The sequence below is a fragment of the Caballeronia sp. LZ019 genome (assembly GCF_031450825.1).
Lineage (GTDB): Bacteria > Pseudomonadota > Gammaproteobacteria > Burkholderiales > Burkholderiaceae > Caballeronia.
Window position 1 is genome coordinate 930,430 of sequence record NZ_JARTVZ010000002.1, and the last position, 18,959, is coordinate 949,388.

Genomic DNA, 18,959 nt, shown 5'->3' on the forward strand with positions numbered 1-18,959 from the left:
GTCTATGCGCCCGCTTCGCAAAGCGTCTTGCCGAACAACAAACGCCCGCGCAGATGCGATACATCCGTGCGGTTCTGTATCAGATCGAAGTACCACGCACCGTCTTTCACGTCGCCGTAGAGCACCGCGCCGATCACGCGCCCCGCCTGCAGCACGACGCGCTTGTAGACACCGCGGCGCGGATCGCGCAGCACGAGGTCTTCGCTGTCGCCGCCGCCGATGAAATCGCCCGCTGAATAAAGGTCCACGCCGGTCACCTTGAGCTTCGTCGCGGTGGCGCGCTGCACATAGCGCCGATGCCCTGCGCCCGCGAGATGCGCGCCGGCCACGCGCGCCTGATCCCAGATCGGCGCAACGAGGCCGAACGTGGCAGACCGATGCTGCACGCATTCGCCGACCGCATACACGCGTGGATCGAAGGTCTGCAGCGTATCGTTGACGACGATCGCGCGATCGCAATGCAGGCCCGCCGCCTTTGCAAGCGCGATGTTGGGACGCACGCCCGCTGTCATCACGACGAGGTCGGCATCGATCTCGGCGCCATCTGCGAAGCGCACGGCGCGCACGCGATCGTCGCCTACGATCTCCGTCGTCTGCGCGGCCATCGCGAAACGCAGGCCCTTTTCTTCGAGCGAACGCTTGAGCAACGCCGCTGCGCTCGCATCCAGCTGACGGTCCATCAGGCTGTCGCCTGCGTGCACGACCGTGACCGACATGCCCTGGCGCTGAAGGCCGTTCGCCGCTTCCAGCCCGAGCAGGCCGCCGCCGATGATCACTGCATGACGATGATCGCGCGCGGCCTCCAGCATTGCTTCGACATCCTGTATATCGCGAAACGCGATCACGCCGGGAAGATCGCAGCCGGGCACCGGAATGATGAACGGCTTCGAGCCCGTCGCGATCAGCAGACGATCGTATCGCGCCTCGACGCCCTTCGCCGAACGGACGATGCGCCGCCCGCGATCGATGTCGACAACCGCATCGCCCGCATGCAGCGTGATGCCGTTCGCCGCATACCAGTCGCGCGTATTGATGATGATGTCGTCCATCTGCTTCTCGCCTGCGAGCACCGGCGAAAGCAGAATGCGGTTGTAGTTGCCATGCGGCTCCGCGCCGAACACCGTGATGTCGTAAAGCTCGGGCGCGATCTTCAGCAGCTCTTCGACCGTACGCATTCCCGCCATGCCGTTGCCGATCACCACGAGCCGCTGGCGCGCCATCACGCCCGCCGCAGCCGCAACCGCGTATTCGGTCTTCATGCCGCGATCCAGACCTTGCCGCCCGCCACGCGCGTGCGATACGCGTTCACCGAGCGTTCGGGCGCTTCGACGCATTCGCCCGTGCGCAGGTCGAAGTGCTGCTTGTAGATCGGCGACGCCACGACGATGCGCTCGCCCATGCTGCCGACGATGCCGCGCGACAGCACGGCCGCTTGCGAATGCGGATCGAAGTTGTCGATGGCATAGACGGACGAATTGCCCGCGACGTGAAACACGGCCACTTGTGCGCCGTTGACGAGTGCGCAGACGCCCGTGTCGGGCACGATATCGTCCAGTGCGCAAATGGGCGTCCAGTCCTGTTCGATGCGGTCGTTCATGATGAGGTCCTCTCGTTCAGACGGTTTCGACGACAACGGGAATATCGATCTGCTTCGACGTGCGCTCTTCCGGCGTCGCCGGACGAATCTGGCCGCGCTCTTCGACGAAGCGCACATTACCGTCGCGCTCGTCGCTATTGACGAAGTGACGGAAGCGCTTGCGCGTATCGGGATCGGTGACGGCCTTCTTCCATTCGTCCTCGTAGCTGTCGACCACATGCCGCATCTCGGCTTCGAGTTCGGCGGCGATATCGAGCTTGTCGTTCACGACGACATCGACGAGATAATCGAGCCCGCCTTCGAGGTTGTCGCGCCATACGCTCGTGCGTTGCAGGCGATCCGCCGTGCGCACATAGAACATCAGGAAGCGGTCGATATAACGCACGAGCGTGGCCTGATCGAGATCCGATGCGAGCAGTTCGGCATGACGCGGCTTCATGCCGCCGTTGCCGCAGACATAGAGGTTCCAGCCCTTTTCCGTCGCGATGATGCCGATGTCCTTGCCCTGCGCTTCGGCGCATTCGCGCGTGCAGCCCGACACGCCGAACTTGATCTTGTGCGGCGTGCGCAGGCCCTTGTAGCGGTTCTCCAGTTCGACCGCGAGGCCGACGGAATCGCCGACGCCATAGCGGCACCATGTCGAGCCGACGCACGACTTCACCGTGCGCAGCGCCTTGCCGTAGGCATGTCCTGATTCGAAACCCGCTTCGATCAGTTCTTCCCAGATGAGCGGCAACTGCTCGACGCGCGCGCCGAACATGTCGACACGCTGACCGCCCGTGATCTTCGTATAAAGGCCGTACTTCTTCGCAATCTGCCCTACCGCGATGAGTCCGTCCGGCGTGACTTCGCCGCCCGGCATACGCGGCACGACAGAGTACGTGCCGTCGCGCTGAATGTTGGCGAGGTAGTAGTCGTTCGAATCCTGCAGGCTTGCGTGCTCCTTCTTCAGCACGAATTCGTTCCAGCACGAAGCGAGAATGTTGGCGACGGCCGGCTTGCAGATATCGCAGCCGAGTCCCTTGCCATGCTTGGCCAGCAACGATGCGAACGTGCGATGCCCTTCCACGCGTGCGATGTGATACAGCTCCTGCCGCGAATACGGAAAGTGTTCGCAGAGATGGTTGTTCACGGCGAGACCCTGACGCGCCATCTCCGATTTCATCACCTGCGTGACGAGCGGCACGCAGCCGCCGCACGAAGCCCCCGCCTTGCATGCGCTCTTCATCGCGCCGATGCTCGTCGCGCCCGCGCACACGGCCGCGCAGATTTCGGCCTTGCTCACGTTATTGCACGAGCAGATTTGCGCGGCATCGGGCAACGCTTCGACGCCGAGCGCCGGTCTCGCCTTGCCGTCGCTTTGCGGAAGAATCAGGAATTCTGGCGCTTCGGGCAGCTCGATCCTGTTCAGCATCATCTGCAGCAGCGTGCCGTATTCGGCTGCATCCCCGACCATCACGCCGCCCAGCAGATACTTGCCGCAATCGGAGACGACGAGCTTCTTGTACACCTGCTTGCGCTCGTCGCTAAACTGGTACGAGCGGCTGCCCGGCGTCTTGCCGTGCGCATCGCCGAGGCTCGCGACGTCCACGCCCATCAGCTTGAGCTTCGTGCTCATGTCCGCACCGGCGAAGGCGGCGTCGACGCCCATCAAGTGCTTCGCGACGATGCGCGCCATGTCGTAGCCCGGCGCGACCAGTCCGAACAACTGCCCCTGCCACAACGCACATTCGCCGATGGCGTAGATGTCGGCATCGCTCGTGCGGCATGCATCGTCGATGACGATGCCGCCGCGCGGACCGATATCGAGCCCCGCTTCGCGCGCGATATCGTCGCGCGGACGAATGCCCGCCGAGAACACGATCATGTCCGTGTCGAGATGCCCGCCGTCCGCAAAATTCATGCGATTGACGGCGTTCTCGCCATCGACGATAGCGAGCGTGTTGCGGTTCGTATGCACCGTCACGCCCAGCTCCTCGATCTTGCTGCGCAAGACGCGCCCGCCGCCTTCATCGACCTGCACGGCCATCAGGCGCGGGGCGAATTCGACGACATGCGTGACAAGGCCCATGTCGCGCAGCGCCTTCGCGGCTTCCAGCCCGAGCAAGCCGCCGCCGACTACGGCGCCCGTTGTCGCGCGTGCGCCGAACGCCTGCATCGCTTCCAGATCATCTATCGTTCGGTATACGAAGCATCCGTCCCGATCCCGCCCTTCGACGGGCGGCACGAACGGATACGATCCGGTCGCGATGACGAGCTTGTCGTAGGCAAGCGTTTCGCCCGTCGATACCGTGACCGTGCGCGCCGCGCGGTCGATCGATACCGCCTTCGCATTCAGCTTCAGCGCATAACCGGTGCGCTCGAAGAAGCCTTCCTCGACGAGCGAAAGATCGCCCGCCGACTTGCCCGCGAAGAATTCCGACAGATGCACGCGATCGTATGCGGCACGCGGCTCTTCGCAGACGACGGTGACGCGCGCCGCATCGTTGCCGCTTTCAGCGAGACATTCGAGGAACTTGTGGCCGACCATGCCGTGGCCGATGACGACGATTTTCATGACTGGACCTTCCTCAGTGGGCGACGCTGTTGTTGACTGCGAGTGCGCTTTCGCGCAGCGCGGCTTCGCGCGCTTTATGTTCCGGAGAGAAGCGCACGGCAAGCGCGCACAACGCAGAGCCGGCGACGAGCACGCCGAGCAGCGAGAGCGTCTGCTGCACATCGCCGACGCCTTTCATCAGGAAGCCCGCCGCGACCGCACCGACGTTGCCGCCCGCGCCGATCACGCCGGCCACGCCGCCGAGCGCCTTGCGGTCGATGAACGGCACGAGCGCATACGTCGCACCGCAGGCCATGTGCGTGAAAAGACCGAAGGCGAGCATCGCGATGACGGCGAGCGTCGCGCTGCCTGCATGTGCGAACGCATAGAGGCCGATGCCTTCGCCCGCGATGAGCGCGAAGAGCAGCGTCGCGCGGATATCGAGGCCGCGCTTCGCGGCGGCCTTGTCGGAAAGCCAGCCGCCGAGCGCGCGGGCAAAGAGTGCGAGCAGGCCGAAGCTGCCCGCCGCCATGCCTGCCTGCGCGAGCGTGAGACCGAAGTGATCGACGTAATAGACAGCCGCGATGTTGTGAATGAAGACTTCGACGCCGAAGCATGCGCCATAGGTCACGAAAAGCATCCACACGCGATAGTTCGCGCACGCGGTCACGAAGCTGTCCCAGCCGCCTTTCTTGCCGCCGTCGATGGCGATGCCCGCGCGGCGCAGTTCCGCGAAATCGCCTTGCGGACAATCCTGCGTATAGCGCCAGTAGAGCAACGCCATGACCGGCATCGCGATACCCGGCACGATCAGCGCGATGCGCCATGCCGATGCTTCGCCCGCCCCGAGCACGATGGCCGCCGCGACCAGCAGCGGCACGATGGCCTGCGCCGCGCCCGCGCCCGCGTTGCCCCAGCCGGCGGTCGTCGCGTTCGCGGTGCCGACGACGTTGGGCGCGAACATCACCGACGTGTGGTACTGCGTGATGACGAAGCTCGCGCCGATCGCGCCGATCGCGAGGCGGCACCACAGGAAGCTCTCGTATCCGGTGGACAACGCCGCGCCGATCACCGGAAATGCGCCGGCGAGCAGTAACGCGCTATAGACCTTGCGCGGGCCGAAGCGGTCGCACATCGGGCCGACGACGAGACGCACGAGAATGGTCACGGCCACTGCGGCGATGTTGATGTTCGCGATCTGATCGGCGGAGAGGCCATATTCGCGCTTGATGAGCGGCATCAACGGCGCGCACGCAAACCAGGCGAAGAAGCACACGAAGAACGCCATCCACGTGAGATGGAAGGCGCGCATCGGCGCACTGCGCATGCTGAAGAGATCGATCCGGGTGGCTTTATCCATTCTCTTGGTCACAAAAAGAAAGGCGTCCCGCGCACCGGGCCGTTCGAGCCAGATGCGGGGGACGCCGTTGTCCGATGCCCGTCTGGCTCGATGAAGCCGGGGCGCTGTGTTCAGGACGGATCGCCGTTGATCCGATGGCAGGACTAAAGGCAAGGGGTATGCCATGCGAGTCGAATCGCCCGGAGAGGCTTGAGCAGCGTGGCTTTGCGGGATGCGCGCACTGAGCGCGGGCATCGCCTTCACGCAGCGTTGTGATGCGGGCCGGCACAAGCGTGGTGCGGCGCAGCACTGCGGACGTGCGGCGCGCCATCGCGTCGCCTGAATTTGTACGATTCGGTTAGCCTCCTCGAACTGCACGCAACGTATGCTTCACGCGCGGCTCGCGATGCGGCAAAGCCATACCGCGTCCGAATGGCCCGCTTATTGCATTGATGAATTGCCACCTGCAACGGCGCTGGCGGCAAGGCAAATGCAACGCAAGGACATGGAATCCAGGACAATGGCGTCCCTCGTGCCCGACACGAGCGGACGCCTCGTGCGTTCGCCGCGTCGATACGTGCCCCCGATACAAGCAAACAGGACACGACGATGACCTCCGGAAAAGTCACTCTCCTCAGCGCAGGCCCCGGCGATCTCGACCTGCTGACGATCCGCGCGGCAAGAACGCTCGCCGATGCCGATATCCTGCTCGTCGACGATCTCGCCAATGCGGACATCGTGACGCTCGCACCGCAAGCCCGTGTGATTCGCGTGGGCAAGCGCGGCGGCTGCAAGTCCACGCCGCAAGCGTTCATTCAGCGCCTCATGCTTCGTTATGCGCGCAAGGGGCTGCACGTCGTGCGTGCCAAAGGCGGCGACGCCCTGCTGTTCGGGCGCGCGGGCGAAGAGATCGCGGCGTTGCGCGGCGCGGGGATCGCGGTAGAGATCGTGAACGGCGTTTCGGCGGGATTTGCAGCGGCGGCGGGCCTGGGCATCTCGCTCACGCATCGCGACCATTGCCAGGGCGTGACCTTCGTCACCGCTCACATGCAGGACCACGGCGAACCGGACTGGCGCGCGCTCGCGGCGACCGGCATGACGCTCGCCATCTACATGGGCATGAGCCGCATCACGGGCATCGCGCGGTCCCTGCTCGACGGGCTGCCCGCGACGACGCCCGCAGCGGTCGTGCAGCACGCGGGATCGTCGCAGGAAAGGCGGCTCGTGACGACGCTCGGCCGTCTCGCCGACGATGCAGCCGCCGCCGGCCTCGGCAGTCCCGCTGTGATCTTCGTGGGCGGAGCGATCGGCGAGGCCGTCGAATTCGCGGCTCACCGCGAGCGCATCGGGCACGGCATCGCGCACGCGGCGTGATCCATGCGATTCGGCCTATGCCATTGGGCCAGATAGGCGGCGAAGGTGCATCGCGCTAAAGTCCAACGAACCGATACACCGTCAAACGCCTCACATGCTTCGCGTCCTTCTCGTCACCGACACCGACAAACCCATCGGCGATCTGCGCGATCAACTCGCACGTCTCGGCTATGAGATGCTCGCGGAAGCCGCCGCCCCCGCTCAGTTGCATGCGGCGGTGGAGAGTCAGAAGCCGGACGTCGTCATCATCGATACCGACTCGCCTTCCCGCGACACGCTCGAACAGCTCGCGGTGATGAACAAGGCCGCGCCGCGCCCGGTGCTGATGTTCAGCAACGACGCGGATCAGCAATTCATCCGCGCCGCAGTCGGAGCGGGCGTAACCGCGTATTCCGTCGAAGGTCTCGCGCCCGAGCGGCTCGCGCCGATCATCGAGGTCGCGCTCGCCCGCTTCGCGCATGAAGCGCAATTGCGCCAGCGTCTTGAGCAGGTCGAGAACGAACTCGCGGAACGCAAGGTCATCGACCGGGCGAAGCGGCTTCTGATGGAGCGGCGCGGCCTGTCGGAGAACGACGCCTACGCGACGCTTCGAAAACGCGCGATGGATCAGGGCGTCAAGGTCGCCGAGATCGCGCGCCGGCTTCTCTCGCTTGCCGACCTTCTGCGGTAGCCATATACCGACATCATCGAATGAACGCTTCCGACAACCTCACGCCCGAGCGATCGCATCTGCGGCTCGGCTTCGTCGCCCTGAGCGACGCCGCGCCGCTCGCGGCCGCCGCATTGCGCGACATGGGGCGGCGGCACGGCATCCGCATCGAGCTGTGCCGGCAGCCGTCGTGGGCGGCGGTGCGCGACAAGTTGCTGTCCGGCGAACTCGACGCCGCCCATGCGCTTTACGGGCTCGTCTACGGCGTGCAACTCGGCATCGGCGGGCCGCAGGCGGACATGGCCGTTCTGATGGTGCTCAACCGCAACGGCCAGGCGATCACGCTGTCGAATCCGCTCGCCGACGCCATTCAGCGCGGCGCGAGCGTGAAGGACGCGCTCGCGTCGCTGGGACGCACGCCGGTGCTCGCGCAAACCTTCCCGACCGGCACGCACGCGATGTGGCTCTACTACTGGCTCGCAACGCAACGCGTGCATCCGCTCGTCGACGTTCGGAGCGTCGTGATACCGCCGCCGCGCATGGCGGATGCGCTCGTCGAAGGCACGCTCGACGGCTTCTGCGCCGGCGACCCGTGGCATGCGGTGGCCGAGGCGCGCGGCGCGGGGCGCACGGTCGTGTACACGGGCGAAATCTGGCCCGATCACCCGGAGAAAGTGCTTGCGTGCCGGCGGGATTTCGTCGCGCTTTATCCCAACACGGCGCGCGCGCTGGTCCGCACCATGCTGGACGCGTGCGAATGGCTCGATGCGCGCGAGCATCGGCCGGAAATCGCGGATGCGCTCGCGGCGTCCGACCTGCTCGGCGTCCCGCGCGAGCTGATCGCATCCCGGCTCGGCGCCATCGAAGGCGTTGCGCCGCTGCGTTTTTTCGACGGCGGCGCGGTGAACTATCCGCGCGCATCGGACGGGCTCTGGTTCATCACTCAGTATCGGCGATGGGGCATGCTCGCAGGCGATGGCGACGACACCGCCGTGGCCGCAGCCGTCAACCAGACCGCGCTCTATGCACAGGCGGCGCAGGAGGCAGGCGTTGCGCTTCCCGCCGCGACTCGAAAGTCGACGTTCTGCGATGGCCGCGTCTGGGACGGAAGCGCGGCGAAGGCGTATCTCTCCGGGTTCGACATGCACGCATAGCGCGCCGACCGCCTACCATTAGCGTTGCCATGCAGGGATTCTCGCAACGGAGGTGCGCCATGCAATTGCTCGCCATCGGCATCGACAAGCCGGAGAACGCCAACTTCATTCTCGGCCAGTCGCATTTCATCAAGACCGTCGAGGACCTGCACGAGACGCTCGTCGGCGCGGTGCCGGGCATCCGCTTCGGCCTCGCGTTCTGCGAGGCGTCGGGCAAGCGGCTCGTGCGCGCATCGGGGACGGACGAGGGGCTCGTCGAACTGGCCACGCGCAACGCGCTGAATATCGGTGCGGGACACAGCTTCATCATCGTGTTGGGCGATGGCTTCTTTCCCGTCAACGTGCTCAACGCGGTGAAGACGGTGCCCGAGGTCTGCCGCGTGTTCTGCGCGACGGCGAATCCGACGCAGGTGCTCGTCGCGGAGACGGATGAGGGGCGCGGGATCATCGGCGTGGTCGATGGAATGCCGCCGCTCGGCATCGAAAGCGAAGAGGACGTGCGGTGGCGGAAGGACCTGCTGCGGCAGATCGGGTATAAGGCTTGATGAGGCGATGTGGCGGCCCGGCGCGAGCGGGCGCCTGAGCGGGCACCCGAGCGGGCGGCCGTTGCGCCCGCTCACGCAACGCCTCGCCGCGCCTTGACTTGCCCGCGCGAATCGCGAGAATGATGCCCCGCCCGAAGGCCGGGCAGCATCGGCCAGCGGGCGCCCGGCCGCCGGCCGGATGCGCCGCGCCAGCGCTTTTCCCTCGCGATGCACCGGCATCATGGACAATATCGGGATGCGGTGCGCCCGCCACGGCCATTTCGCGAGGCGAGAGCGCATCCGAATCGGCATCCACGGCGATCGTCGAACGCAGCCCGCTGCGGCCGATGCGCCACCGAACACGCCCACCGGCGCCGTCCCGAGGATAAGGTCGTCCTTCGGAACGGTCGACAAGAACACAGGAGCTTCACACATGACCGACATGAATCCGTCCTTCTTCGGCCGGCTGTCCATTGCCTTCGGCGCCTTCTTCGGCATCCTCGGCAACAGCAATTTCGCAGGGCGCGTCCAGCGCCTGCGGGAAGCGCAACATGCGCCCGAAGCGCCCGAAGCGCCGGAAACGCACGCCCCGACGCCCGCGGCGGCTCCGGTCGCCACGCCCGCGCCGTCGCCGCTGACGGAAGCGAGCCCGGTGGCGGCGCTCCAGTTGCTGGGGCTTCTGCAACGCGACGCGCGCTTCATCGATTTCGTCGAAGAGGACATCGCCAATTACGGCGACGCGGACATCGGCGCGGCTGCGCGCCTCGTCCACGATGGCTGCCGCGCGGTGCTGCGCGAGCATTTCACGATCAGGCCGGTGCGCAGCGAAGCCGAAGGCAGCCGCATCACCCTGCCCGACGGCTTCGACGCAAGCGCCGTGCGTCTCACCGGCAACGTCGTCGGCAAGCCGCCGTTCAACGGGAGCATCAGCCATCGCGGCTGGAAGGTCGAGGAAACGCGGCTGCCGAAGCTCGCGCAGTCGCACGACGCGAGCATCGTCGCGCCCGCCGAGGTGGAGCTATGAGCGAATACAACGAGCAAGGCCCGGCGCGCTTTTCGATCGGCGTCGATCTCGGCACGACGCATTGCGCGCTGTCGTATGTCGACATGTCCGCGAGCGACGGCGAAAAAACCGCGCAAGGCGTGCTGTCGATCGCGCAGCTGACCGCGCCCGGGGCCGCCGAAGACCGCGAGCTGCTGCCGTCGTTTCTCTATCTTCCGCACGCAAACGAGCTTGCGCCCGGCGACCTCACGCTGCCGTGGACGCAGGAGCGGCCGTATATCGTCGGTGAACTGGCGCGCAGCCGTGGCGCGGGCACGCCCATCCGCCTCGTTTCGAGCGCGAAAAGCTGGCTCTGTCACCCCGGCGTGGATCGTCGCGCGGCGATTCTCCCCGCCGATGCGCCCGAGGAAGTCGAGCGCGTGTCGCCGCTCGAAACTTCGGTGCGCTACCTGACGCACCTGCGCGAAGCGTGGAATCACGCGCATCCGGATGCGCCGTTCGATCAGCAGGACGTCACGGTGACGATCCCCGCCTCGTTCGATCCCGCCGCCCGCGAGCTCACCGCCGAAGCGGTCGCGACCGCCGGCTACGGCCGCATGACGCTGCTCGAGGAGCCGCAAGCCGCGCTGTATAGCTGGATCCAGAAGTCCGCCGGCGGCTGGCGCAAGCAGGTCAGAGTGGGCGACGTGATCCTCGTCGTCGACGTCGGCGGCGGCACCACCGACCTGTCGCTCATCGCAGTGGTCGAGCGCGAGGGCAATCTCGAACTGCATCGCGTGGCGGTCGGCGAGCACATCCTGCTCGGCGGCGACAACATGGACCTCGCGCTCGCGCATGTCGTCGCGCGCAAGCTCGCGGCGCAAGGCACGCAGCCCGATCCGTGGCAACTTCGCGCGCTCACCTACGCGTGCCGTTCGGCGAAGGAAACGCTGCTCTCCGATCCGAACGCCGACTCCGTGCCGCTCGTCGTGCCGAGCCGCGGCTCGAAGCTGATCGGCGGATCGCTGCGCACCGAGCTCACGCGCGCCGAACTCACGCAGATTCTGCTCGAAGGCTTCTTCCCTCAGGTCGATGCCGCCGCGCGTCCGGTCAGCCGCGCGCGCGTCGGCCTGACGCAGCTCGGCCTGCCCTACGCGCAGGACGCCGCCGTCACGCGTCATCTCGCTGCGTTCCTCGGCCGTCAGGTGAACGCGCTGGCCGAAGTCGAAGGCCTGCAGCATCAGGCTCCGGCCGGCGCGACGCTGCTGCACCCGACCGCCGTGCTGTTCAACGGAGGCGTGTTCAAGTCGCCTCTGCTGGTCGAGCGCGTGATGTTGACGCTCAACGCGTGGCTCGCTGCCGAGAACGCGCCGGCCGCGCGTCTGCTCGAAGGCGCGGACCTCGATCTCGCGGTCGCACGCGGCGCCGCGTACTACGGCTATGTGCGGCGCGGCAAGGGCGTGCGTATTCGCGGCGGCACCGCGCGGGCGTATTACGTCGCGGTCGAATCGGCGATGCCGGCGGTTCCCGGTCTCGAACCGCCCGTGCAGGCGCTGTGCGTCGCGCCGTTCGGCATGGAAGAAGGCACCGAAGCCGCGCTGCCCGCGCAGGAATTCGGGCTGGTCGTCGGCGAGCCGGTGCGCTTTCGCTTCTTCGGATCGTCGGTGCGGCGGCAGGACACCGTCGGCACGCTGCTCGATTACTGGCAACCGGACGAACTGCAGGAGCTCGAAGAAATCGAAGCGTCGCTGCCCACTGAAGGCCGCACGCCCGGTGAAGTCGTGCCGGTCAGGCTGCATGCCCGCGTGACCGAAGCCGGCACGCTCGAACTTGAAGCCCTGCCGCGCAATTCGCCCGAACGGTGGAAAGTCGAGTTCGACGTGCGCGGCGGCGTCGGCACGGATCAGGGCATGGGCCTGTAAGTGTCCGCCGCGCGCAAGCAGAAGCCGGCGCAGGCGCGGTATCGCGTCGGCATCGATCTCGGCACGAGCAATACGGTTGTCGCTTATGCGCGGGCCGGCTCGGGCGATATCCGCATCTTCGAGATCGATCAGCTCGTCGCTGCCGGCGAGGTCGCGGCGCAACCGCTGCTGCCGTCGCTGCGTTATCACTTCGCGCCCGGCGAACTTAGGTCCGAAGACCTGCAATTGCCGTGGGGCGAGATGGAAGCGCCCGCCGTCATCGGCAGATTCGCGCGGACGCTCGGCGCGCAGGTGCCGGGGCGGCTCGTGTCGAGCGCCAAGAGCTGGCTGTCGCACGCGGCGGTCGATCGTCTCGCGCCCATTCTTCCGTGGGGCGCGGGCGACGACATCGAAAAAATCTCGCCGGTGATCGCGAGCGCGAGCTATCTCGCGCACGTGCACGCGGCATGGAACGAGCGCTTTCCCGAAGCGCCGCTCGACGCGCAGGACGTCGTGCTGACGGTGCCCGCCTCTTTCGATGAAGGCGCGCGCGCCCTCACGCTCGAAGCGGCGAAGATGGCGGGGCTCGAGACGCTGCGCCTGCTGGAAGAGCCGCAGGCCGCGTTCTATGACTGGCTGTTTCACCATCGCGAGACGCTGGGCGAAGAACTGGCGGCGACGCGGCTCGTGCTGATCTGCGATGTCGGCGGCGGCACGACGGACCTCACGCTCATCCAGGTCGAACCCAACAACATAGCGGGCGGCGAGCCGGTTCTCACGCGCATCGGGGTCGGCAACCATCTGATGCTGGGCGGCGACAACATGGACCTCGCGCTCGCGCATCTCGTCGAGAAGCGGCTTGCGGGCGATGACGGGCGACTGTCGGCGGGGCGACTGTCGCAACTGGTCGAACGCTGTCGCGCGGCCAAAGAGCAATTGCTGGGGGAACACGCGCCGGCGTCCGTGTCGATCACGCTGCTTGGCGCGGGATCGAAGCTGATCGGCGGCGCGCGTTCGGCGGAAGTGACGCGCGAGGAGATCGAGCGGATCATCGTCGAGGGCTTTTTCCCGCTCGTGTCGGGCGGCGAGCGGCCGGGGCGGGCGCGCGGCGGTATCGTCGAATTCGGGCTGCCTTATGCGAGCGATCCCGCCATCACGCGCCACGTCGCCGCGTTTCTCGCGCAGCACGCGACGCAGGCGCGCGAAGCACTGAGCGGCGATGCGCGCGCGGAAGCGGCGCGAACGAGCGAACCGCAAGCATCGCAGGACAGGGATGGGGATGCTGCTGCGAATGCGGCGAATGCGGGGAATGCGAACGTTGCGGGGAACGCAGCGAACCCGAACGTTGCGGGGACCGCGAGGAATGCGACAAACGCCGGCAACGCGACGAACCTGAACGTTGCGGGGAACGCTGCGAATACGACGCATACCCGGACCGCGGGCAACGCGGCCATTGCGACGAACGTGACGCATGCGACAAACGCGAACGTCCCAGGGAACGGGAAAAATCCCGAGAAGGCGGCGAACGCGGAAGTCGCGGGAAATGCAAGCAAAGCCACCGGCGCTCGCGACACCGCTCAACCCGCCGCCTACCTCCCCGTCCCCGACACGCTGCTTCTCAACGGCGGCGTCTTTCGCGCTGCCCCGCTCGCCCGCCGCATCGCCGATACGCTCGGCAAGTGGCGCGGCGCGCCCGTCCACGTGCTCGCCAACGACCATCCCGACGTGGCCGTCGCGCGTGGCGCGGTTGCCTATGCGCTCGCGCGCGCGGGGAACGCGCCGAAGATCGGCGGGGGATCGGCGCGCAGCTATTTTCTGCTGCTCGACGAGGAAGGCGACGCCACGCGCGGCGTCTGCGTGCTGCCGCGCGGCACCGAGGAAGGCCAGCCGATCCATCTCGCGGACCGCACCTTCGCGCTCCGGCTCGGCGCGCCGGTGCGCTTTCACCTCGTTTCGTCGGTGGCGGATACCGCATACAAGGCGGGCGACATCGCGGACGTCAGCGCATCGGCGGGCGACTTCGTGCGCCTGCCGCCGATCGCCACTGTCGTCGATGCGCGCGGCGAGACCCGTGGCGGGCCGAGCGGCTCGGGACCGCGCGAAACGCCGGTGCACCTCACGACGTCGTTGACGGAAGTGGGCACGCTGGAGATGCACTGCATCGCCATCGACGATCCCGCGAAACGCTGGCTCCTCGAATTCCAGCTACGCCGCGAGGAACCCGACGCCGATGCCGCCGCATCGCAGACGCCGGCGCAGACGCATCCGGCGCTGCCGAAGGCCATCGAACTGATCGATCGCACCTTCGGCACGCGCGCGCAGGATGTCGGCCCGAAGGAAGTGAAGCGGCTGCGTGCGCAACTCGAGCAGGCGCTGGGCCCGCGCGATACGTGGGACATCGCGCTGTTGCGCGAGCTATTCGGCGCGCTGTGGGACCGCGCGAAGAAGCGCCGGCGCACCGCCGATCACGAGCGCCTGTGGCTCAATCTCGCTGGCTACTGCATGCGGCCCGGCTTCGGGCACCCGCTCGACGAGTGGCGCGTCGAGCAGTTGTGGACGCTCTTCGATCAGGGCATCCAGTACGTCAACGAAAATCAGATCTGGTCCGAATGGTGGACGCTCTGGCGTCGCGCGGCGGGCGGCCTCGACGAAGCCGCTCAACTGCGCCTGCTCGACGACATGGCCTTCGTTCTGCAACCGCCCGGCGCGAGCCGCTACCGGCGCGCGGCGGGCGCGGCTCGCGCGGGTTACGAGGACATGGTGCGGCTTGCGGCATCGCTCGAGCGCGTGCCGGTCGAGCGCAAGGTCGAAGCCGGCGAATGGCTGCTCACGCGCCTCAAGAAGCCTTCCGAGAACCTGCAAAGCTGGTGGGCGGTCGGACGCATCGGCGCGCGGCAGCCGTTCTACGGCAGCGCGCACGGCGTCGTGCCGCCGGACATCGCCGAGGCGTGGCTTGCGGCCATACTCGCGCTCGACTGGAAGAAGGTCGAACCGGCGGCGTTCGCGGCCGTGCAGATCGCGCGCATGACGGGCGACCGCTCCCGCGACGTGTCCGACGAAGTGCGCGCCGCCGTCATCGAACGGCTCACGACGATGGGCGCGGCGCAGTCGTGGATCGCGATGGTGCGCGAGACCGTCGCGCTCGATCGCGCCGACGAAGGCCGCGTGTTCGGCGAGACGCTGCCCGCAGGGCTGAAGCTGATCGGCTGATCGGCCGATCGGCTGATCGGTCGAGAGCTGGGCGTGAAGCTCCGGCCGGCGGCATCGAAATGCTTCGCTGTCAGAAGCTTTTGCGCGCACCGGCCCGTGACCGCTTGAATAGCGGCTACCCGCATCCTATGGTTATCAGTGTGTCGCTTCGACACTCACTGAAGGAGGTCCATCATGCCATCGCCACGCAAGGCTCAGGCGAGCCATCCCGCCGAAACGGAAATGTCGAGCCGCAAGAAGACGGCCGGAACCACCAAAGCGTCCACCACCAAAAGCACGGGCGCGAAGGAAACCAGCGTCACCAAGCGCACGACCAAGGCCAAACCGAAGTCGTGACCATGCGTTGAGCGCGCAGTACCCTTGTCGCGCCGGGCATCGATCGGGGCTGTCCTTCCAGACGGCGAGCGGGTTGTCATGCGCTCGCCGTTCGGCATTTTCGTGCCCTTCTCGCGCACGGCAGCCGCGCGCATCGCCCAAAAAAGACGTTCCGATCCGTGCGCCGTAGCCTAAAGTAGTGAATCCTCTCGCTTATCGCCCGACCGGGACCCGACGATGGCCGTTCCGCAAAGCGCCGCCACCGTGCGCATCCGAGGCATGCTCGCCGCCGCCGCGCGTGAAGCCGGCGCGAGCCTCGTGCGCAATCTGTCGATCCCCGCGCCCTTCGCCGATCCCGCGCTCGAAGCGCAATTTCTCGAAGATCACAGCCAGCGGTTCTGCGCGTTCAGGCGCGCATCCGCGCTGCTCGCGCTCGTCATCTGGACATGCTTCCTGTGGTGGGACTTCAGCTTCGTGCGCGGCAACAAGGCGCTCAACGTGCGCCTCGCCGATATCCTCGCGCTGCGTTTCGCGGGCGTCGCGCTCCTGATCTGCGTCGGCTTCCTGGTGCTGCGGCCGTCGTTCCGATCGCACGCGACGGCGCACCGGGTCATCCTCACCGGCATCTACGGCCTGCTCTGCCTCATCCTGACGATGGTCGCGATTACCCCCGCGCCCTATAACTACACGCAGTATTTCATCGGCCTGTACCTCGCCCTCTTCTTCCAGTTCAGCTTTTTCTACCTGCGCTCTCGTCTCGCGCTGATGGTCGGCGTCGTCACGATGGCGGCAATCGTCCTGCTGCAGATCACCGTGCGCCTGCTCAATCCGGAAGACTTCTTCGCGGGACTCTTCTATATGTTCAACGTCGTGGTCGTCGGCCACGGCGTGTGTGCTCACGCCGAACGGGTATCGCGCGAACGCTATCTGGCGGAGCGCGCGCTGGCCTCGCTCAACGACGAACTGCGCGCGGCCAACGGCTCGCTCGAACGCAAGAACCGCGAACTCGAAGTTTCGAAGAAGGACCAGGAGACGAAGACGCACGCGCTGCTTGCGTTGCGCGAACAGCAGATGATCGCCGCGCAGACCGCGAGCCGCGAGAAGTCGAACTTTCTGGCGGCGGCGACGCACGATCTTCGCCAGCCGATGCACGCGCTGAACCTCTTCCTGCAAGCCGCCGCCGAAGCCATCCGCAACGGCGAGTTCGCGCAGGCCGAGCGGCTGATCGACGAATGCGGGCGCTCGTCGGTGATCCTCGCGCGGCTGCTGAACGCGGTGCTCGACTTGTCGCGACTGGAATCGGGGCGCGTGGCGCCGCGCTATCACGTGTTCGACGTGCGGCAGATCGTCGAGGAAGCGGCGGAGCAGTTGCGACCGTTCGCGGCGAGCCGTGGCGTCGATTTGCGCCTGCGGCTGCCGAAAGACGATGTCGTCTGCGTGCGCAGCGATTCGCACTGGCTGTGCCGCGCGGTCGCGAACCTCGTGTCGAACGGCATCAAGTACGCGGATACCGGCAAGCCGACGAAGCCGACCGTCATCGTGGGCGTCGTGCGATCGCCGACGCGCGCGCGCATCGACGTGCTCGACAACGGAATCGGCATTCCGGCCGATTATTTCGACGCCATCTTTCAGCCGTTCTTTCAGCTCGACAACCCGGAGCAGGATCGCGACAAGGGCCTGGGGCTGGGGCTGTCGATCGTCAATGCGGTGGTGTCGATGCTGGACGAGCACCGCATCGAACTGAAGTCTGCCGAAGGGCGCGGCTCGCGCTTTTCGCTCGAGATGCCGCAGTGCGGACCGTCGCCGGACCAGCCCTCGGCCCGCGCGCCGGCGCGTTCGGAGGCGGCCGAGGCGGCGCAGTTGGCGGGGCGCTACGTGCTGCTCGTCGAGGACGACGGCCTCGTGCGCGCATCGACAGAAGCGCTGCTGTCGCAATGGGGCGTGCTCTACGACTCCGCCGCGACGTTCGAGGAATTCGAGGAGATTCTCGCGACGATCGAGCGCTTCCCCGATCTCATCATCACCGATTACCGGTTGCGCGATTTCAAGACCGCGCGCGAAGTGGCGATGGCGGGCGCGCTGAAGCTCGGGCGCCCGTGTCCCTGCCTCGTGGTGACGGGCGAACCGGCGGCGACCATCGTGCCGCTCGCGTGCGAACACGACGTGCTCAGCAAGCCGGTGAGCCCGGCCGAGTTGCGGCGCGAGATGGTGTCGCTGATCGCCGGACGCTAGCTTCGCGCCGCCGCGAGACGCGCGCCGAACCATTGGCGCAGCGCTTCGACTTCTTCCATGCAGACCGTGTGCGCCATCGGATAGGTGTGCCAGTCGACGGCGCAGCCGAGCTCTCGCGCGAACTCGCAGGCGTCCTGGCCGAGCTGAACGTCGAGCACGTCGTCGAAAGCGCCGTGGGCCGCGAAGACCGGCGCATGGCGGTTCGCGTCGCTGACCGAGGCATCGATCAAGCCTTTCGACGGCATGTAACCCGACAGCACGATCAGCCCGGCGAGCCGCTCGGGATGCGTGAGCCCCGCCTGATACGTCATCGCGCCGCCCTGCGAGAAGCCCGCGAGAAAGATGCGCTCGGTGGCGATGCCGCGCGCGTTCTGCTGTGCGATGAGCGCGCGCACGGTTTTCACGGACGCATCGATGCCCGCCTCGTCGACGCGCCTCACGATGCCCTCGAACGAAAGAATGTCGTACCACGCGCGCATCACGTAGCCGTTGTTCGCGGTCACGGCGATTTCCGGCGCATTCGGAAAGACGAAGCGCACGGCGGGGGCATCGGCCAGGCGCAGCTCGGGCACGAGGGGCACGAAGTCGTTGGCGTCCGCGCCGAGGCCGTGCATGAGGATCACGGCGAACTCGGGATTCGGCGCGGTTTCGATTTCGACGGTCGATGGTGAATCGGTCATGCGGACTCCGTATGCCTCAGATGATGGGGACGAGCATCTGCACGATGCCCACGATCGAAATCAGCCACACCAGCGAGCGGACGAACGGCACGCCCGCCGCATATAGCGGCACATACACGACGCGCGCGACGAAGTAGGTCAGCGCGCCGTAATGCGTGAGCGCGTTCTCGCGCCCGGTCACATGGACGATCAGCACGGCGACCGCAAACACGGGCAGCGTCTCGAAGAGATTGGCCTGCGCGCGCATCAGGCGGCCGGCGAGCTTGCCGGGCGGCGGCGCGGGGCCATCGCGCGGGCCGGTGTTGTAGCGGATGCCCGTCTCGCGGTTGCGCACGAGCGCGGGCAACAGCACTTGCACGAGGGCGAGGACGAGCGTCCACGCGAGCATCGTCAGTTCGAAGGTCATCGGGGCTCCGGGGCGGGTGGCCTGGCGGCGTTCATTCTGTCATGTGCGCAGCGCGCGTGC

15 protein-coding genes are annotated in these 18,959 nt (G+C 66.8%); 9 read left to right on the forward strand and 6 right to left on the reverse strand.

Annotated features, from left to right (window positions below; genetic code table 11):
* Nucleotides 1-2: 2 nt before the first annotated feature.
* The 4 genes from P9255_RS07290 to P9255_RS07305 are packed head-to-tail and all read right to left on the reverse strand — an operon-like array spanning nt 3 to nt 5,493.
* Nucleotides 3-1,259, reverse strand: coding sequence for an FAD-dependent oxidoreductase (locus P9255_RS07290; protein WP_309789291.1), 1,257 nt, complete (start codon nt 1,257-1,259; stop codon nt 3-5).
* Nucleotides 1,256-1,597 carry a nitrite reductase small subunit NirD gene (gene nirD, locus P9255_RS07295; protein WP_309766293.1) on the reverse strand — a complete coding sequence of 114 codons (342 nt, stop codon included), beginning with the start codon at nt 1,595-1,597 and terminating at the stop codon, nt 1,256-1,258. The genes P9255_RS07290 and nirD overlap by 4 nt, the downstream gene beginning before the upstream one ends.
* A 16-nt stretch (nt 1,598-1,613) precedes the next feature.
* Nucleotides 1,614-4,154, reverse strand: coding sequence for a nitrite reductase large subunit NirB (gene nirB / locus P9255_RS07300; RefSeq protein ID WP_309766294.1), 2,541 nt, complete (start codon nt 4,152-4,154; stop codon nt 1,614-1,616).
* Between the two features lie 13 nt (nt 4,155-4,167).
* A complete protein-coding gene (locus tag P9255_RS07305) occupies nt 4,168-5,493 on the reverse strand; it encodes an MFS transporter (RefSeq protein WP_309766295.1) in 1,326 nt (441 codons plus the stop codon).
* Between the two features lie 588 nt (nt 5,494-6,081).
* Between P9255_RS07305 and cobA the strand changes: the two genes are divergently transcribed.
* The 9 genes from cobA to P9255_RS07350 all read left to right on the forward strand — a co-directional run bounded on the left by cobA (nt 6,082) and on the right by P9255_RS07350 (nt 17,813).
* Nucleotides 6,082-6,846 (forward strand): uroporphyrinogen-III C-methyltransferase, encoded by a 765-nt coding sequence (cobA, locus tag P9255_RS07310; protein WP_309766297.1) that lies wholly within the window; start codon nt 6,082-6,084, stop codon nt 6,844-6,846.
* 94 nt (nt 6,847-6,940) lie between these two features.
* The gene (locus tag P9255_RS07315) at nt 6,941-7,516 is read left to right on the forward strand and encodes an ANTAR domain-containing protein (protein WP_309766299.1); all 576 of its coding nucleotides are present in this window, start codon (nt 6,941-6,943) and stop codon (nt 7,514-7,516) included.
* A 20-nt stretch (nt 7,517-7,536) separates the two neighbouring features.
* Nucleotides 7,537-8,649 carry a CmpA/NrtA family ABC transporter substrate-binding protein gene (locus tag P9255_RS07320; RefSeq protein ID WP_309766301.1) on the forward strand — a complete coding sequence of 371 codons (1,113 nt, stop codon included), beginning with the start codon at nt 7,537-7,539 and terminating at the stop codon, nt 8,647-8,649.
* A 59-nt stretch (nt 8,650-8,708) separates the two neighbouring features.
* Nucleotides 8,709-9,194, forward strand: a complete 486-nt coding sequence (locus P9255_RS07325; RefSeq protein ID WP_309766302.1) for an adenosine-specific kinase — start codon at nt 8,709-8,711, stop codon at nt 9,192-9,194.
* Nucleotides 9,195-9,606: 412 nt separating this feature from the next.
* Nucleotides 9,607-10,197, forward strand: a complete 591-nt coding sequence (locus P9255_RS07330; protein ID WP_309766303.1) for a DUF2760 domain-containing protein — start codon at nt 9,607-9,609, stop codon at nt 10,195-10,197.
* Entirely contained in the window at nt 10,194-12,077 is a 1,884-nt protein-coding gene (locus P9255_RS07335; RefSeq protein WP_309789292.1) for an Hsp70 family protein, read from the forward strand. Before P9255_RS07330 ends, P9255_RS07335 begins: the two co-directional genes overlap by 4 nt.
* Entirely contained in the window at nt 12,078-15,266 is a 3,189-nt protein-coding gene (locus P9255_RS07340; protein WP_309789293.1) for an Hsp70 family protein, read from the forward strand.
* A 174-nt stretch (nt 15,267-15,440) separates the two neighbouring features.
* Nucleotides 15,441-15,602 carry a hypothetical protein gene (locus P9255_RS07345; RefSeq protein WP_309766309.1) on the forward strand — a complete coding sequence of 54 codons (162 nt, stop codon included), beginning with the start codon at nt 15,441-15,443 and terminating at the stop codon, nt 15,600-15,602.
* Nucleotides 15,603-15,818: 216 nt separating this feature from the next.
* Nucleotides 15,819-17,813 (forward strand): ATP-binding protein, encoded by a 1,995-nt coding sequence (locus P9255_RS07350; RefSeq protein WP_309766311.1) that lies wholly within the window; start codon nt 15,819-15,821, stop codon nt 17,811-17,813.
* On the opposite strand, the gene P9255_RS07355 is transcribed toward P9255_RS07350, so the two are convergent.
* Together P9255_RS07355 and P9255_RS07360 are read right to left on the reverse strand one after the other, a co-directional pair.
* Nucleotides 17,810-18,493 (reverse strand): alpha/beta hydrolase, encoded by a 684-nt coding sequence (locus P9255_RS07355; RefSeq protein WP_309766312.1) that lies wholly within the window; start codon nt 18,491-18,493, stop codon nt 17,810-17,812. The two genes, P9255_RS07350 and P9255_RS07355, sit on opposite strands and share 4 nt — an antisense overlap.
* Nucleotides 18,494-18,509: 16 nt before the next feature.
* Nucleotides 18,510-18,899, reverse strand: coding sequence for an MAPEG family protein (locus P9255_RS07360; protein ID WP_309789294.1), 390 nt, complete (start codon nt 18,897-18,899; stop codon nt 18,510-18,512).
* Nucleotides 18,900-18,959 lie beyond the last annotated feature (60 nt).

Bases quoted from the DNA above. Each gene is read 5' to 3' on its own strand.
- P9255_RS07355 (WP_309766312.1), bottom strand. From the start codon at position 18,493: ATGACCGATTCACCATCGACCGTCGAAATCGAAACCGCGCCGAATCCC.
- P9255_RS07360 (WP_309789294.1), bottom strand. From the start codon at position 18,899: ATGACCTTCGAACTGACGATGCTCGCGTGGACGCTCGTCCTCGCCCTC.
- P9255_RS07330 (WP_309766303.1), top strand. From the start codon at position 9,607: ATGACCGACATGAATCCGTCCTTCTTCGGCCGGCTGTCCATTGCCTTC.
- P9255_RS07305 (WP_309766295.1), bottom strand. From the start codon at position 5,493: ATGGATAAAGCCACCCGGATCGATCTCTTCAGCATGCGCAGTGCGCCG.
- P9255_RS07335 (WP_309789292.1), top strand. From the start codon at position 10,194: ATGAGCGAATACAACGAGCAAGGCCCGGCGCGCTTTTCGATCGGCGTC.
- nirB (WP_309766294.1), bottom strand. From the start codon at position 4,154: ATGAAAATCGTCGTCATCGGCCACGGCATGGTCGGCCACAAGTTCCTC.
- cobA (WP_309766297.1), top strand. From the start codon at position 6,082: ATGACCTCCGGAAAAGTCACTCTCCTCAGCGCAGGCCCCGGCGATCTC.
- P9255_RS07315 (WP_309766299.1), top strand. From the start codon at position 6,941: ATGCTTCGCGTCCTTCTCGTCACCGACACCGACAAACCCATCGGCGAT.
- P9255_RS07345 (WP_309766309.1), top strand. From the start codon at position 15,441: ATGCCATCGCCACGCAAGGCTCAGGCGAGCCATCCCGCCGAAACGGAA.
- P9255_RS07350 (WP_309766311.1), top strand. From the start codon at position 15,819: ATGGCCGTTCCGCAAAGCGCCGCCACCGTGCGCATCCGAGGCATGCTC.
- nirD (WP_309766293.1), bottom strand. From the start codon at position 1,597: ATGAACGACCGCATCGAACAGGACTGGACGCCCATTTGCGCACTGGAC.
- P9255_RS07290 (WP_309789291.1), bottom strand. From the start codon at position 1,259: ATGAAGACCGAATACGCGGTTGCGGCTGCGGCGGGCGTGATGGCGCGC.
- P9255_RS07320 (WP_309766301.1), top strand. From the start codon at position 7,537: ATGAACGCTTCCGACAACCTCACGCCCGAGCGATCGCATCTGCGGCTC.
- P9255_RS07325 (WP_309766302.1), top strand. From the start codon at position 8,709: ATGCAATTGCTCGCCATCGGCATCGACAAGCCGGAGAACGCCAACTTC.